The organism is Actinoplanes sp. NPDC051513 (genome assembly GCF_044454685.1).
Taxonomy (GTDB): domain Bacteria; phylum Actinomycetota; class Actinomycetes; order Mycobacteriales; family Micromonosporaceae; genus Actinoplanes.
This window is the reverse complement of the sequence record NZ_JBITDW010000002.1, coordinates 38,772-53,866: the sequence shown is the minus strand read 5'-3', so window position 1 is coordinate 53,866 and position 15,095 is coordinate 38,772. Positions and strand designations below refer to the sequence as shown.

At 72.0% G+C, this 15,095-nt stretch carries 13 protein-coding genes; 7 read left to right on the top strand and 6 right to left on the bottom strand.

From position 1 onward, the window contains the following. Positions 1 to 7: 7 nt before the first annotated feature. The 5 genes from ACIA5D_RS05565 (at position 8) to ACIA5D_RS05545 (ending at position 6,074) form a co-directional block, all read left to right on the top strand. Complete coding sequence (locus ACIA5D_RS05565) at positions 8 to 889, top strand: SDR family oxidoreductase (protein WP_396028654.1); 882 nt, start codon at positions 8 to 10, stop codon at positions 887 to 889. Between the two features lie 146 nt (positions 890 to 1,035). Next, positions 1,036 to 1,821 carry an electron transfer flavoprotein subunit beta/FixA family protein gene (locus tag ACIA5D_RS05560; protein ID WP_396028653.1) on the top strand — a complete coding sequence of 262 codons (786 nt, stop codon included), beginning with the start codon at positions 1,036 to 1,038 and terminating at the stop codon, positions 1,819 to 1,821. A gap of 20 nt (positions 1,822 to 1,841) precedes the next feature. Then, positions 1,842 to 2,825, top strand: coding sequence for an electron transfer flavoprotein subunit alpha/FixB family protein (locus tag ACIA5D_RS05555; RefSeq protein ID WP_396028652.1), 984 nt, complete (start codon positions 1,842 to 1,844; stop codon positions 2,823 to 2,825). A gap of 2 nt (positions 2,826 to 2,827) precedes the next feature. Continuing rightward, complete coding sequence (locus ACIA5D_RS05550; protein ID WP_396028651.1) at positions 2,828 to 4,948, top strand: (Fe-S)-binding protein; 2,121 nt, start codon at positions 2,828 to 2,830, stop codon at positions 4,946 to 4,948. A 100-nt stretch (positions 4,949 to 5,048) separates the two neighbouring features. Then, entirely contained in the window at positions 5,049 to 6,074 is a 1,026-nt protein-coding gene (locus tag ACIA5D_RS05545) for a LacI family DNA-binding transcriptional regulator (protein ID WP_396028650.1), read from the top strand. Here the strand turns inward: ACIA5D_RS05545 and ACIA5D_RS05540 are convergent. Genes ACIA5D_RS05540 through ACIA5D_RS05520 form a run of 5 tightly spaced genes read right to left on the bottom strand, consistent with a single transcriptional unit; the run spans position 6,057 to position 12,061 of the window. After that, a complete protein-coding gene (locus ACIA5D_RS05540) occupies positions 6,057 to 7,805 on the bottom strand; it encodes a glycoside hydrolase family 2 protein (protein WP_396028649.1) in 1,749 nt (582 codons plus the stop codon). The genes ACIA5D_RS05545 and ACIA5D_RS05540 overlap by 18 nt on opposite strands. After that, entirely contained in the window at positions 7,805 to 9,100 is a 1,296-nt protein-coding gene (locus ACIA5D_RS05535) for a family 1 glycosylhydrolase (protein ID WP_396028648.1), read from the bottom strand. Before ACIA5D_RS05535 ends, ACIA5D_RS05540 begins: the two co-directional genes overlap by 1 nt. A gap of 7 nt (positions 9,101 to 9,107) precedes the next feature. Continuing rightward, positions 9,108 to 9,935 (bottom strand): carbohydrate ABC transporter permease, encoded by an 828-nt coding sequence (locus ACIA5D_RS05530; protein WP_396028647.1) that lies wholly within the window; start codon positions 9,933 to 9,935, stop codon positions 9,108 to 9,110. After that, the gene (locus ACIA5D_RS05525; RefSeq protein ID WP_396028646.1) at positions 9,925 to 10,785 is read right to left on the bottom strand and encodes a carbohydrate ABC transporter permease; all 861 of its coding nucleotides are present in this window, start codon (positions 10,783 to 10,785) and stop codon (positions 9,925 to 9,927) included. The genes ACIA5D_RS05530 and ACIA5D_RS05525 overlap by 11 nt, the downstream gene beginning before the upstream one ends. 10 nt (positions 10,786 to 10,795) lie before the next feature. Next, positions 10,796 to 12,061 carry an ABC transporter substrate-binding protein gene (locus ACIA5D_RS05520; RefSeq protein ID WP_396028645.1) on the bottom strand — a complete coding sequence of 422 codons (1,266 nt, stop codon included), beginning with the start codon at positions 12,059 to 12,061 and terminating at the stop codon, positions 10,796 to 10,798. Positions 12,062 to 12,426: 365 nt separating this feature from the next. On the opposite strand from ACIA5D_RS05520, the gene ACIA5D_RS05515 reads away from it, so the two are divergent. Then, complete coding sequence (locus ACIA5D_RS05515) at positions 12,427 to 12,912, top strand: glutathione peroxidase (RefSeq protein WP_396028644.1); 486 nt, start codon at positions 12,427 to 12,429, stop codon at positions 12,910 to 12,912. 31 nt (positions 12,913 to 12,943) lie between these two features. Continuing rightward, positions 12,944 to 13,927 (top strand): N-acetylglucosamine kinase, encoded by a 984-nt coding sequence (locus tag ACIA5D_RS05510; RefSeq protein WP_396029477.1) that lies wholly within the window; start codon positions 12,944 to 12,946, stop codon positions 13,925 to 13,927. A 105-nt stretch (positions 13,928 to 14,032) separates the two neighbouring features. Here the strand turns inward: ACIA5D_RS05510 and ACIA5D_RS05505 are convergent, their stop codons facing one another. Then, the gene (locus ACIA5D_RS05505) at positions 14,033 to 14,953 is read right to left on the bottom strand and encodes a MurR/RpiR family transcriptional regulator (protein WP_396028643.1); all 921 of its coding nucleotides are present in this window, start codon (positions 14,951 to 14,953) and stop codon (positions 14,033 to 14,035) included. Positions 14,954 to 15,095: the final 142 nt, after the last annotated feature.

Sequence of the window (15,095 nt, the reverse complement as noted above, 5' to 3'; positions counted from 1 at the left end):
GAGATCCATGCACGTCTTCATCACCGGCGGCACCGGCCTGATCGGCTCCGCCGTGGTCGCCGAGCTCCTCGCCAACGGCCACACCGTCCTCGGGCTCGCCCGCTCCGACGCGTCCGCGAAAGCCCTCGAGGCGGCCGGCGCCGAGCCGCTGCCGGGAAGCCTCGCCGATCTCGACGCCGTGCGCGCCGGCGCGGCCCGGGCCGACGGCGTGATCCACCTGGCCTTCTCCAACGATTTCAGCAGCCCCGAGGCGCTCGGGCGGGCCATCGCCGAGGAGACCGCCGCCCTCACGGTCCTAGGTGAGGAGCTCCTCGGCAGCGACCGGCCCCTCGTCACGGTCTCGGGCACGCCGTGGGTGCCGGGCCGCCCTTCCACCGAGGCCGACCCGCTGCCGACCGACGGACCGGTCGGCGGTCGCGGCCGCACGGTCACGGCGATCCTGGGGCTGGCCGCGCGCGGGGTCCGCAGCACGGCCGTGCGCATGCCGCGCACCGTCCACAACCAGGGTGACGGCGGCTTCGCCGGCCTGCTGACCGGCATCGCCCGCCGCACCGGCGTGTCCGGCTACGCGGGCGACGGCGCCCAGCGCTGGCCGGCCGTGCACGCGCTCGACGCGGCGGTCCTCTTCCGGCTGGCCCTGGAGCAGGCGCCGGCCGGATCCTCCTGGCACGCCGTGGCCGACGAGGGCGACGCGGTCCGCGACATCGCCGCGGTCATCGGCCGGCGGCTGGGCCTGCCGGTCGAGCCGGTGCCGGCCGAGACGTACGGCCCACTCGGCCCGATCTTCGCCACCGACCAGCCCTCGTCCAGCGCGCACACCCGGCAGGCGCTCGGCTGGAAGCCGGTCCACCCGAGCCTGCTCGAGGACCTGGAGAACATCCAGCCCTGACCGGCGACCGACAGACGGCCAACACGTCAGCGCGACCTCCCTGACCTGCCCGCCACAAGCCGGCGGCCGAGGCTCTGGCCAGATCGACAACGATCGTCCTAAACTCGCGTTCAGCCCCGTGCGGGGACGGACGGGAGGTCCACGCGATGAGGATCGTGGTGCTCGTCAAGCAGGTGCCGTCCACCGACGCGGGCCTGTCTTTCGCGCCCGACCTCACGGTGATCCGCGACTCCGGCCCGGCCGGGCTCAACGCCGCCGACTGGTGCGCCGTCGATCAGAGCCTGCAGATCGCCGTACGCCGCCGGGACGTGCAGATCACGGCGGTCACGATGGGTCCGCCCGGCGCGGTGGGCGCCCTGCGGACCGCGCTGGTGCTCGGCGCCGGCACCGCCGTCCACGTCCAGGACGACGCGCTGCACGGGTCGGACGCGCTGGCCACCTCGCGGGTGCTCGCCGCCGCGGTCGACCGCCTCGGGTTCGACCTGGTGCTGTGCGGAGCCGCATCGGCCGACTCGGGCATGTCGGCGGTGCCGGCCATGGTCGCCGAGCGGCTGGGCGTGCCGGCGCTCTGCTTCGCCGACCAGCTGATCGTGCGCGAGCGGAGCGTCGAGATCCACCGCGACGACGGGTGCGGTGACCGGCGGGTGTTCGTCGCCGCGCCGCCGCTGGTGGTCTCGGTGACCGAGCGCTGCGGCGAGCCGCACTATCCGAGGTACATGTCCCGGCTGGATGCCCGGGACAAACCGATCTCCGTCTGGACGCTGGCCACCCTCGGCATCGAGCCGGCCGAGGTCGGCCTGGCCGGCTCGGCGTCGGTCGTCCGCGCGGCGACGCCGCGACGGGGTGGCCGGCGCGACGTGCTCGCCATGGGCGACCCGGCGAGCGTGGCGGTCCGCCTCGCCGATTTCCTGGCCGAGCGCCAGTTCCTGTAGGCCGAGACCGGGAGGCGTGCATGGCGGAGGTCCTGGTGCTGGCCGGACCGGGCAAGGCCCGCGCCACCTGCGCGCTGCTCACCCTCGCCCGGCGGATCGGCACGCCGGCGGTCGTGCTCGGCGGCTCACCCGACCAGGCGAGCACCGCGACGCTGGGCCGCTTCGGCGCGACGACGATCTACGCGGTGACGGCCCCCGAGGTGGACGAGCACCCGGTGGCCGCCCGGGTCGAGATGCTGGTCCATCTGGCGCGCCGCCGGCCGTCGCCCGCCGCGATCCTGATCGCCTCCGGCCGCGACGGCCTGGAGATCGCCGGGCGCGTCGCGGTACGCCTGGACTCCGGGATCCTGAGCGACGTGACCGGCGTGACGGCCGGGAGGGACGGCCCCGTCGCCGTGCAGTCGGTCCATGGCGGCGCCTACCTGGTGGAGTCCAGCGTCGTGCGCGGCGTCCCGATCCTCGCCGTACGGACCGAGCACGTCGCGGTCACTCCCGCGCCGGCGACCCCGGCGATCAACCCGATCCGGGTGCCCTTTCCCGACCGCGTACGCGCCGTCCGGCTGCTCGCCCGGGGCCGCACGAGGCCGCGGGAACTGTCCACCGCCGCGGTGATCGTCGCCGGCGGCCGCGGCGTCGGGTCCCGGGCCGGGTTCGAGCTGGTCCGGCAGCTCGCCGCGGCGCTCGACGGGGTGCCCGCCGGATCGCACGCCGCGGCCGAACTGGGATGGTGCCCGCCGGAGATGCAGGTCGACCAGGTGGGCACGATCGTCCATCCCAGCCTCTACCTGACCCTGGGGATCTCCGGCTCGCTGCGGCACCGCGCGGGCATGCGCGGCGCCGGGACGATCGTCGCGATCGACAGCGATGTGTCCGCCCCGATCTTCCAGCTGTCCGATCTCGGCGCGGTCGGCGACGTGCACCGGGTCGTGCCGGAGCTGCTCGCCGAGATCGAACGACGCCGGGCTCAACCCATGATCGGCACCACGGACGATTCGGAGGCATAAGGGTGGTCGTACGACTCGTGCTCGGCCTGGTGATCACGCTGGCCGTGTTCGCCGTGGCCGGTCGCCGCGCGTTCATGCTCTACCGGCTCGGGCGTAGCGGGCAGCCGGTGGAGCCCGGCCGTACGCAGGGCGTGGGAAAGCGCTCGCTGGCGGTGGCGACCGAGGTCCTCGGGCAGCGCAAGCTCCTGAAGTGGAGCGTTCCCGGCGCGGCGCACTTCGCGGTGTTCTGGGGATTCACCGTCCTGCTCGCCACGATCGTCGAGGGGTTCGGCGCGCTGTTCCAGCGCGACTTCCACATCCCGCTCATCGGCACCCAGGCCTGGCTGGGGTTCCTCGAGGACCTCTTCATCGTGGCGGTGCTCTGCGGCCTGGCCGTGTTCGCCGTCATCCGCCTGCGCCAGAGCCCCGAGCGCGAGGGCCGCCGATCCCGGTTCTTCGGTTCGCACCTGGGACCCGCCTGGCTCGTCCTGTTCATGATCTTCAACGTGATGTGGACCCTGCTTCTCTACCGGGGAGCACAGATCAACACCGGCAATTTCCCGTACGCCAATGGCGCGTTCGCGTCCGAAGCGGTGGCCCGCCTGCTGGCGCCGGCCGGTCGCACGGCCAACGACGTGTTCGAGACCGTGGGCCTGCTTCTCTCGCTGGGTGTCGTGCTCGGCTTCCTGGTGCTCGTCCTCTACTCGAAGCATCTGCACATCTTCCTGGCGCCGCTCAACGTGGCGTTCTCCCGCCGGCCGCGGGCGCTGGGCGCGCTGCTGCCGGTGTACTCCGGCGGCAAGGAAGTCGACTTCGAGGATCCCGGCGAGGACGACAAGATCGGCCGCGGGGTCATCGAGGACTTCACCTGGAAGGGCATGCTGGACTTCGGCACCTGCACCGAGTGCGGGCGCTGCCAGTCGCAATGCCCGGCGTGGAACACCGAGAAGCCGCTGAGCCCCAAGTTGCTGATCATGAGCCTGCGCGACCACGCCGCGGCCAAGGCGCCGTACCTGCTCGCCACCTCGGACGAGGAGCGGGCGGCCCTGCCCAAGGACGTGCTGGCCGAGCTCGAGCGTCCGCTGGTCGGGACGGCCGACGAGGGCGGCGTGATCGACCCGGACGTCCTGTGGTCGTGCGTCACCTGCGGCGCCTGCGTCGAGCAGTGCCCCGTCGACATCGAGCACGTCGATCACATCGTCGACATGCGCCGGTACCAGGTCCTGATCGAGTCGCAGTTCCCCAAGGAGGCCCACACGCTGCTGCGCAACCTCGAGCGCAGCGGCGACCCGTGGGGCCGGGGCGCGCAGGCGCGGCTCGAGTGGATGTCCGGGCTTCCCTTCGACGTACGCGTGCTCGAAGAGGGACAGACCCTCCCCGACGACGTCGACCACCTGCTCTGGGTCGGCTGCGCCGGCGCGCTGGACGAGAACGCCAAGAAGACCACCCGCGCGGTGGCGGAACTGCTGCACGAGGCCGGCGTCCAGTTCATGGTTCTCGGGGGCGCCGAGACCTGCACCGGCGACGCGGCCCGCCGGCTGGGCCAGGAGCTGCTGTTCCAGGAGCTTGCCAAGCAGAACATCGAGACCCTCGACGCCGCCGGCGCGAAGCGGATCGTGGTCACCTGCGCCCACTGCTTCAACGCGCTGGGCAACGAGTACCGGCAGCTCGGCGGCAACTACGAGGTCCTGCACCACACCCAGCTGCTCTCCCGCCTGGTCGCCGAGCACAAGCTCGTGCCCGTGCACCCGGTCGACGCCGACGTCACCTACCACGACCCGTGTTACCTCGGCCGGCACAACCGCGTCTTCAGCCCGCCCCGCGAAATCCTCGCCGGCGTCCCCGGCGTACGCCTAACCGAGATGCCCAGGAACCGCGAGACGTCCTTCTGCTGCGGCGCCGGCGGCGCCCGCATGTGGATGGAGGAGACCATCGGCACCCGCATCAACGAGACCCGCACCGACGAGGCGATCGGCACCGGCGCCGAGCTGATCACCGCGGCCTGCCCGTTCTGCATCGTCATGCTCACCGACGGCGCAGCCGTCCGCAAACAGCAGGGCAAGGCCCCCGAGGAGCTTCAGGTCATCGACGTCTCGCGGGTCCTGCTGCGCTCACTCCGCAACAACGGCGACGGCAACGGATGAACGGACGCGGCGTGCGGACGGCCGAGCATTAGGGTCTGCCTTGCCGGGCCCGGAAAGGCGGGCGGCCTGGCTAAGATTAATCGATGAAGCGGACACGGTCGTGAGCCCGGCCAAGCGCGCCGACCGGCGGGTCACCCTGCAAGATGTGGCCGACCGCGTCGGGATCACGGCGGCGGCGTGCTCGATGGCGTTGCGCGACAGCGACCGGATCAGCCCCGCGACCAAGGCGCAGGTCCGCGCCGTCGCGGCCGAGATCGGGTACGTGGGCAGTTCCGCCGCGCGGGCTCTGCGGCGGCAGCGGGCCGGGGCGGTCGCCCTGATCGTCCCGACCACCTCGAAGCATGTCTTCGGCCACAGCTATTTCATGCATGTGCTCAGCGGCGTGACGTCGGTGGCCAACGAGCACGACACCCAGGTGCTCATCGCCACCAACGCCGACGAGGCGCGCGGGCTCACGGCGTACGAGCGGGTGATGCGCTCGCACAGCGCCGACGGCGCGATCCTGACCAGCGCGGCGATCGAGGACGAGACGGTCGGCCGGCTGCTGGCCAGCGGGCTGCCGCTGGTGCTGATCGGCAATTTCCCGCAGCTCGCCGACGCGATCACGGTCGGCGTCGACGATCGGACGGCGTCCCGGCAGGCGACCGAGCACCTGATCGTGGCACACGGCCGCCGCCGTCTGCTGCACCTGACCGGCCCGCTCGACCACCAGACCGGCGTCGACCGGCGCGACGGCTTCCGCGACGCGGTCGCCGCGCACGGCATCGAGGCGGAGGCGGTAGCGCTGGAGGGCGACTTCAGCGAGGAGTCCGGCCGCCGGCTGGCCGAGGGCGACTGGTTCGACGGGATCGTGGCCGCCAACGACGACATGGCGTTCGGCGCGCTGACCGCGTTGCGCGGGCGCGGGCGCGACGTGCCGGGGGACGTGGCGCTGATCGGGTTCGACGACTTCGGGCTGTCCCGGGTCACCACCCCGGCCATCTCGACGGTGGCGGTGCCGGCCGAGGAGATGGCCGCGGTGGCGACCGGGCGGCTGCTGGAGCTCATCGACGGCCGTACCGGCGGCTGGAGCCGGCGTCAGATGGACGTCACCTTCCGGTACCGGGCCTCATGCGGGTGTGCCTGACACGATCGAGCGGATCAGCGCGATGTCGAGCTTCGGTTCACGGTCGGCGGTGAGCAGGCCGTTCGCCTCCTGCATGGTGTCGGTGAGCTGGGTGTAGCAGGTGCCGGCCAGCGTCGGCGACGCCCGCAGCGCGTCGTAGATCGCCCGCAGCTGCGACTCGAACTGCGATCGGGACGCGGCCACCGAGTAGCCCCACGACGACGATTCCGGCGCGTACTTGACGCCGCCGAACTCGGTGAGCATCAGCGGCGCCGAAGGATCGAATTCCGGACCTACTGTCATCTGCCGCCCCGCCGGCCCGATGCCGCGAGCCAGGCGAGAAGGCGCGCCCGGCCCGTAGCGCTCCCGCAGCGACGAAGGGTCGGCGTCGTAGTCGTGCACGGTGAGGATGTCGGATCCGGCGTGCTCCCAGCCGTCGTTGGAGATCACCGGCCGGGTGCCGTCGACGGCCCGGGTCAGCTCGGCCAGTCCCCGGGCGAAGGCGGCCTGCCGCGGGTCGTGGGCGATGTGCTGGATGCCCCAGCTCTCGTTGTGCGGGACCCAGGTGACGATCGACGGGTGCGAGCGGTCGCGTTCGAGCACCTCGAGCCATTCGCGGGTGGTGCGCCCGATGGAAACCGGCGAGAACTCGTACGCGGCCGGCGCCTCGCCCCACAGCAGCAGGCCGTGCCGGTCGGCCCAGTAGAGGAAGCGCGGGTCCTCGGCCTTCTGGTGCACCCGGGCCGCGTTGAAGCCGAGGGCGAGGATGAGCCGCACCTCGTCCTCGAGGGCCTGCGGGCTCGGCGCGGCGAGGTGGGACCGCGGCCAGAATCCTTGGCTCAGCACCGATCGCAGATACAGCGGCCGGTCGTTGAGCAGAAACCGCCCGTCGGCCACCGAGACCGAGCGCAGGCCCAGATAGGAGGCGACCTGGTCGCCGCCGATCCGCACAGTCGCGTCGATCAGCGTCGGCCGCTGCGGGGACCAGAGCAGTTCCTCGTACGCCTGACCGTTGGCCTGCCCCGGAAGGGTGACCGTGGCGGTCGCGCGCTGTTCGCCCAGCCCGAAAGACAGAGCCCCCAGCACGGTGTCACCGTGCCGCAGCTCGATCTCGCACGAAGTGCCCGGCAGCGGCGGCCGGTTGAGCCCGATCTCGGCCCGCACGGTCGCGCCGGGCAGGTCGACCGTCCAATGCAGACTCTCGACGGCCACCGCGGCGGTCGCCTCGAGCCACACCGGTTGCCAGATCCCGGTCGTCCGGTCGTACCAGACGACGTGCGCGTCCCGCTGCCAGTCCTGCTTGCCGCGCGGCTGCCCCACATCGCCGGCGCGGTCCTCCGCCCGTACGGTGAGAATCTGGTCTTGGTCTTGACGCAGGTGATCCTGGATGTCGAAGCCGAACGGCGTGTGGCCGCCCTCGTGGTCGCCGAGCTTGGCGCCGTTGAGCCAGACCGTGCAGCGGTAGTCGACCGCGCCGAACCGCAGCACCAGGCGGGGCCGGCTCACGGCGTCGAAACCCGCCGCCGCGATCTGCTCCCAACTCAGATTCCGTTGGTACCAAACGACATCGTGGATGCCGGTGTCGCCGATCCCGGACAGCGGCGACTCGGGCGGGAACGGCACGACGATGGTGCGCTCCCAGGTCTCGGGGAGCCGGTCGTAGGCGAACCGCCACTCCCCCGACAGGTCGGCCCAATGCTCGCGGATCAGCTGCGGCCGCGGCGCCGGCGCAGTCTGGCGAGAGGCACGCATCACGCCCCGGCCTCCTTTGTGTACGCGGCGGCCGCCTCGGTGTCGGACCGCAGCAGGTTCCCGTCGGCGTCCTCGGTCAGGCCGATCAGCCCCATCCGGCGCAGGAACGGCGTGACCCCGTCGGCCACGTCGGCATACATCTCGGCGGCCGGCGTAGCGGCCCCGGTGGGGTCGAGCACGAACTCCTCGACGTTGCGGCCGCCGGACGCGTAGGACCAGTCGACGAAGTCGAGCAGCGGCCACCAGGTGTAGCCGCGGATGTCGAGGCCGTCCGCGCGCAGCCGCCGCACCGCCGCGATCGATTCCTCGGCCCAGCGCCGGCGGGTGCTCTCGTCGCCCTCGATGCTGGTCTCGGTGACCGTCAGCGGCAGGCCGAACCGCTCGGCCGCGGTGCGCAGCGCCTCCTCCAGGCCGGCGGTCCAGCGGTTGGCGGTGACCTGGCGGATCTGACCGTCCACCCGCTCGATCACCCTGGGCGTCAGGTCGGGGTAGTAGTTCACGCCGAGCACGTCGAGCGTGGGCGGGTCGGCCAGGAAGCCGTCGAGGGCGGCCACCGGCGCGCCGTGCGAGATCAGCCAGGCTCGCAGCGGGTGGTCGGCGAAGACCCGGCCGAGGAGCAATTCCGTTGGCAGGTAACCGATTCCCGCGAGCAGCCCGGTGTGCTCGGCCAGGGTGTCGTCCTGCGTCTCGTACAGGGTCGCCGCCTCGACGTGCACGATCACCGCGTCCGGGTTGACGGACCGCACCCCGGCGACCGTGCGGCGAATTCCGTCCACGATGGACATGGTGACCGTCACCCAGCCCGGCCAGCCGGTCAGGGCGGGCGGCCAGACGCCGCGCAGGCCGCAGAACGACGCGGTGGTGAGCGGCTCGTTCAGCGGCGTGATGTGGTCGACCATCCCGCGGTACCGGGCGGCGAACGCGGACGCGAATTCCGCGATCGCCGACGGGTAGCGCGGGTCGGCGAAGGCGCCGTCCAGCCACGTCGGGGTTCCGTAGTGGACGAGGTCGGCGATGACGGTCAGGCCCAGTTCGCGGGTGGCGAACTCGAGCCGTTCGTCGAGCTCCGACCAGTCGTGGACGCCGGGCGCCGGGCTGATGCGGGGCCAGCTCACGCCGTACCGCAAACCGCTCGCGCCGAAGCGCGCGGCCGCCGCCATGTCCTCGCGCCAGTTCCGGTCGTGGCCGGTCAGGGCGTGCTCGTCGAGCCGGGCCATGGCCGAGCCGGCCGGTGGGTAGACACAGGTGTCCTCGATTCCCACCAGCAGGCGGAAATCGTCGTGGTTCAGATACACGTGGCGCTCATTTCAGGCCGCTGGTCGAGATGCCGGCAACGAAGTAGCGCTGCGCGAGGAAGAAGGCGACCGCGATCGGTAGGAGGGAGATGACGGCGCCCGCGAGCAGCACCGCGTGATCGGTGACGTGCTGGCCGCCGAAGAGGGCGAGACCGGCCGGCAGCGTCTGCATGTCCGGCGAGCTGCTGACCACCAGGGGCCACAGCAGGTCGTTCCAGAGGTTGGTGAAGTTGAGCAGGGCGACCGTGGCGATGGCCGGCTTGGCCAGCGGCAGGATGATCCGCCAGTAGATGCGCAGGTGCCCGGCGCCGTCGATGCGCGCGGCCTCGTCCAGCTCGCGCGGGATGCTCATGAAGAACTGGCGGAACAGGAAGATGCCGAACGCGCTGGTCGCCCGGGGGACGATCAGGCCCTGGTAGGTGTCGAGCCAGCCGAGGTGGAACAGCTCGACGAAGACCGGGATCAGGGTCACCTGGAACGGCACCATGAGCGTCACCAGCACCAGCCAGAAGGCCACGTTGCGGCCGCGAAATTCCAGGCGGGCCAACGCGTACGCGCACAGCGAGTCGAACAGGATGGTGAGCGCCGTGGTGATGCCCGCGAAGACCACGCTGTTCCCGAGCAACCGCAGGAACGGCAGCTGGCTCCAGACGCCCTCGTAGCCGTGCAGCGTCCAGTGATGCGGGATCAGGCCGGCCGGGTGCCCGAAAAGGTCGGTCTCGGTGCGGAACGAGCCGGCCACGGTCCAGATGATCGGCACGAGGGCCAGCACCAGGCCGATGCCGACGTAGACCCACTTGAGTGTTCTGGTCGGTCCCGTTGCTTTAGTCAGCATCGTTGTACCTGAAGATCCGTAGCTGGAGGACCGAGACGAGCACGACGACGATGAACAGCACCCACGAGGTGGCCGCGGCGTACCCGGTCTGGTAGTTGGTGAACCCGTCGCGGTAGAGCTTGGTGACCAGGGTGTCGGTGTGGAACAGCGGCCCGCCGCCGGTCATCACGTAGACGAGGTCGAACAGCTGCAGCGACTGGATCGTGACGATGAACGTGACGAACAGCATCGTGGGGCGCAGCGCGGGCAGCGTCACGTACCGCAAAAGTTGCAGGCGTCTGGCCCCGTCGAGCGCCGCCGCCTCGTAGTACTCGCCCGGGATGGCCTTGAGGCCGGCCACCAGCACGATCATCACGAAGCCGGCGCTCTTCCACACGTTCACGAAGATGACCGTCGGCAGGGCGAGCGCGGTCGACTGCAGCCAGTTGACCGCGCCCAGCCCCAGCGCCCGGCTCACGCCGCCGACCAGGCCGATGTCCGGGTCGAGCAGGAACCGCCACACCATGCCGACCGTGGTCAGCGAGATGACCGTCGGGAAGAAGAACGCCGACCGGATCACCCGGCTGACGATGTTCTCCGAGGTCAGCGCGAGCGCCAGGCCGAGTCCGACGGTGACCAGCACGGCCGTCGAGGCGACCGTGATGATCAGCGTGTTGCCCAGCGCCCGCTGGAACTGCGGGTCCTGGAACAGCTTGGTGTAGTTGCCGAGCCCGACCCACGGCTGCTCCGCGGCGCCGATCGTCCAGTCGTGCAGGCTGTACCACAGCGACTGGACGATCGGCCACAGCACGAACAGGCCGAGGATCAGCAGGCTGGGGCCCATGAAGAACCATGGCCGTGCCTTGGTCACTTGCCTTCCCTCACTTGGCGCAGCCGGTCAGTTGGTTGATCTGGCTCGCGGCCGCCGCCGTCCCGCCGGCGATGTCGCCGTCGCGGGTGATCTTCTGGATCAGCGGCACGTACGCGTCGCTGTCGACCTTGGTGGCGTTCGGCACCTGCGGCAGGTAGAGCCTGGCGTTCGGCACCTGGCCGGCGAAGACGCTCACCGTCGGGTCGGATTTGAGCTGGGCGTCGTCGGCCAGGTCGGTGCGCAGCGGCGGGAAGCCGGTCGACTGCGAGAACTTCAGCTGCGCGGTCTTGCTGGTCCAGTAGGCGAGGAACTGCTGCGCCTGGCCGGCGTGCTTGGTCTTGGCGCTCACGGCGAGCGGCGCGGTCGAGCCGAGGGTGACCGATTGGCCGTTCGTACCGGTCGGGATGGCGGCGATGCCGAGGTCGACGCCGGCCGACTTGTAGCCGGGCGCCGCCCACGGTCCGTTGATCTCCATGGCCGCCTTGCCGGCCGAGAAGATCGAGTCGGCCTCGGCGCCGGTCAGGCCGATCGGCGAGATTTTCTTGTTCTTGACCAGGTCGACCCAGGGCTGGAGGCTGGCCTGGCCCTCCGGCGTGCCGATGACGCTGCAGTTGTCGGCGCCGACGATGTCGCCGCCGCTGAGCCATTGCAGGACCGGCCACATCTGGATGGTGTTGTTGTCGGCCAGCACCAGGCCGTAGTTTCCGCCCGTGGTCAGCTTGGCGGCGTCCTCCTGGAGCTCGGCCACCGTGGCCGGGGGCTTGCTGATGCCCGCGGCGGCGAACATCTTCTTGTTGTAGTAGAGGCTCAGCGTCGCGTAGTTCGCCGGCACCGCGTACAGCTTGTCGTTGTAGGTGAACTCCTTGACCAGCGCCGGGGCGAACTGATCAGAGTTGATCTTGTCGTCGCCCGCGCCGGTCGCGGTCAGCGCGAGGACCGAGTTGGTCTTGACGTACTGCGCGATCGCGTTCGGGTCGGACGAGGGCGCCGCGATGTCCGGGCCCTGGCCGGTGAGCCAGGCCGACGGCAGCTTCTGCTGGATCGTGTCCCACGGCTGCACGGTCATCGTCACCTTGATGTCCGGGTGCGCCGCGTTGAAGTCGGTGACGATCTGCTCGTAGCCGGGGCGGTCGCCGCCGGTGAAGCCGGTCCAGACCGTCAGGCTCACCGGGCCCGATCCCGCATCGCTGCCGCCTCCTCCGCCGCCGCAGGCGCTCAGCAGCAGCCCGGCAGCGGCGGAGGCTGCCAGGGCGGCTAGGACTCGCTTGTTCTTCATGACTCTCCTTCATGACAGCCCAGCACAGGGATGGCACGGCCTCGGCCGCTTCGTCGCAGGTCACGCGTGCTTCATCGATTCAGCTCTTCCGGTGCTTCATCGATTAAGCAGAGGCTACGCCCGGCAGCACGGACGGTTCAAGACTTTGTTTCGAGCTCTTTACGAGCAGTCCGGCTTCCGGTCGCCCCGGCAGCGACTCGACGACGGCCCGGGGGGCGCCCGCGGTGAACGGCGAGCAGGTCGCGATCGCGATTCCGCCCGGCGACGATCCGGCCGACCGGGCCGGCCAGCAGATCCCGCGGGGACCGGCCTGGGGCAGGCCACAGAAAATCGGCTGATCCCGCGACGCCACTATCCTGGCCTTCATGACGATCTTCGACGTGACCATTCCCGGTGGGACCGACCCCTCGATCCGGCTCGGCCCCCGCCCCGGCGTTGCCACTCTCGTGGTGAACGTGGCGTCCAAGTGCGGCCTCACGCCGCAGTACAACGGCCTCGAGCGGCTGCAGGAGCGGTACGCCGGCCGTGGCTTCACTGTCCTTGGCGTCCCGTGCAACCAGTTCGGCGGCCAGGAGCCGGGCACCGCGGACGAGATCGCCGAGTTCTGCTCGGCCACCTACGGCGTCACCTTCCCACTCACCGAGAAGATCGAGGTCAACGGCGACAACCGGCACGCCCTGTACGCCGAGCTGGTGACCGTGCCCGACGCCGAGGGCTACGCCGGCGACATCCGCTGGAACTTCGAGAAGTTCCTGGTCGCTCCGGACGGCTCGGTCGTCCGGTTCGGCCCGCGGACGGCGCCCGAGGACGAGTCGGTGGTGTCCGCGATCGAGGCAGCTCTGCCGGCCTGACCGTCGAGTGGGAGGCGACGCCGTGGATGAGATGGTCATCGGCGCCGACCTCGGCGGCACGTCGACCCGCCTCACGGTAGCCACCACCGCCGGAGCGCGGCTGGCCACCGTGCAGGGCGCCGGCGGGAATCCCACCACGCACGGCGTGGAGCGGGCCGCCGCCGAGCTCGGCAGCGCGACCCGGCGGGCCCTGGCGGGCCTCGACCCGCGCGCGGTGGCCGCCGTCGTCATCGGCGTCGCGGGGCGCGCGACCCTCGACGACGAGCGGGCGGCGCAGGCCTTCGCCGGCGCGCTGGCCGCCGCGCACGTCGCGGCCCGGCCCGAGTTCGTGGGGGACGCCGAGGTCGCGTTCAGCTCGGCCACGCCCCACCCGGACGGCACGGTGCTGCTGGCCGGCACCGGCGCCATGGCCGTGCGGATCCGGGACCGCCACACCACGTCGACCTCCGACGGACTGGGCTGGCTGCTGGGCGACGAGGGCTCGGCGTACTGGATCGGCCGGGAGGCGGTGCGGGCGGCGATCGCCGCGATCGGCGGCACCGGGCCGGAGACGGCGCTGACCGGCACGGTGTCCGACCGACTGCTCGACGGACCGCCGATCGGCCCGGCACACCGATACCGGTCCGCGCTGATCCGCGCGGTCGCCGCCCGGCCGCCGATCGAGCTGGCCACGCTGGCGCCCCTGGTGGTCGAGGCCGAAGCGGCTGGGGACGCGGTGGCCGCTGCCATCTGCGACGACGCCGCGGCGCGGCTGGCCCGGCTCGTCGGCGACGTCCGCGGGCCGCACGAGACCGGCCCGCTGGTGCTGAACGGCAGCGTGGTGCGCGAGGCGGATTCTCCGGTTGGCCGGCGGGTCCGGCGCCTGATCGCCGAGCGGTTCCCGGGCGACGTGCTGACAGCGGCCGACGGGATCGCCGGCGCCGCGTGGCTGGCCGTGCGAAGCATCCGCCCGCACTGGTCCGACGAGCGGCTCGCGCAAGTGCACGCGCTCCTGGCGGGCCGACCGCCAGGGTGAGGACGTGCGGCACGCGCTGCCAGCGGGCCGACCGCCGGGGTGAGGACGTGCGGCACGCGCTGCCAGCGGGGTGACCGCCGGGGTGAGGACGTGCGGCACGCGCTCCTAGCGAGGTGACCGCCGGGGTGAGGACGTGTGCCGGGAGCCGACCGCGGCGCGGGTGGCGTCGAGGGCGGCCAGCGTCCGGTCGTACGTCCGCTGCGCCACCCCGACGAACAGGCAGTCCACCACCGTGAGCTGGGCCAGGCGGCTCGCGGTGGCGCCCGACCGGAAGGTGGTCTCCCGCGCGGCCGTGGTGAGGACGTGCTCGGCGGCCCGGGCGATCGGCGAGCGCGGGAAGTTGGTCAGGGCGACGGTGGTGGCGCCGTGCGCGCGGGCCTCGGTCACCGCGTCGATGGTGTCGGTGGTGGTGCCGGTGTGCGAGATTCCGATCGCCACGTCGCCCGGCCGCAGCAGAGCCGCGCTGGTCAGCGCGACGTGGGTGTCCGGCCAGGCGAACGCCACCCGGCCGATGCGGTGCAGCTTCTGCTGGAAGTCGAGGGCGACGAAGGCGCTGGCGCCCACCCCGTACAGGTCGACCCGCTCGGCCCGGACCAGAGCCTCGACGACCCGCTCGAGCGCGACGATGTCGAGCTGGGCGCCGGTCTCCTCGACGGCGCGGGCGTCGGCGAAGGCGATCTTCTCGACCACCCGGGCGAGGTCGTCGCCGCGCTCGATGTCGGTGTCGAGCTCGCGGCCGTTGCGGTCGGCGCCCTCCGCCCGCCCGGCCTCGGCCGCCAGCGCCAGCCTCAGTTGCGGGTAGCCCGGGAAGCCGATCGCCTTGCAGAACCGGACGACCGTCGTCTCGGACACCCCGGAGGCGAGCGCGAGCTCGGTGACCGTGAGCGTGGCCGTGGCGGTGGCGTCGGCCAGCACCTTTTCGCCCACCTGCCGCATCGACGGCTGCAGGCTCGGCAACAGCGCCCGGATGTGCACGGCGGTGGCGGTCGCCGTGGGCGCTGGCGCGGTCTTTCGCGTACGTGCCATGGCGCTCAACGTAGTCGAGTGGCCGGCCCGCGGGGGGGGGGGGGGGCCGCCGCGGGGGGCGGGCCCCCCCCCCCCCGGCCCCCCCCGACAACCCCGGGGGGGGGGGGGGCAAGGGGAGAACCCCCCCCCCGCCCCCCCCCGC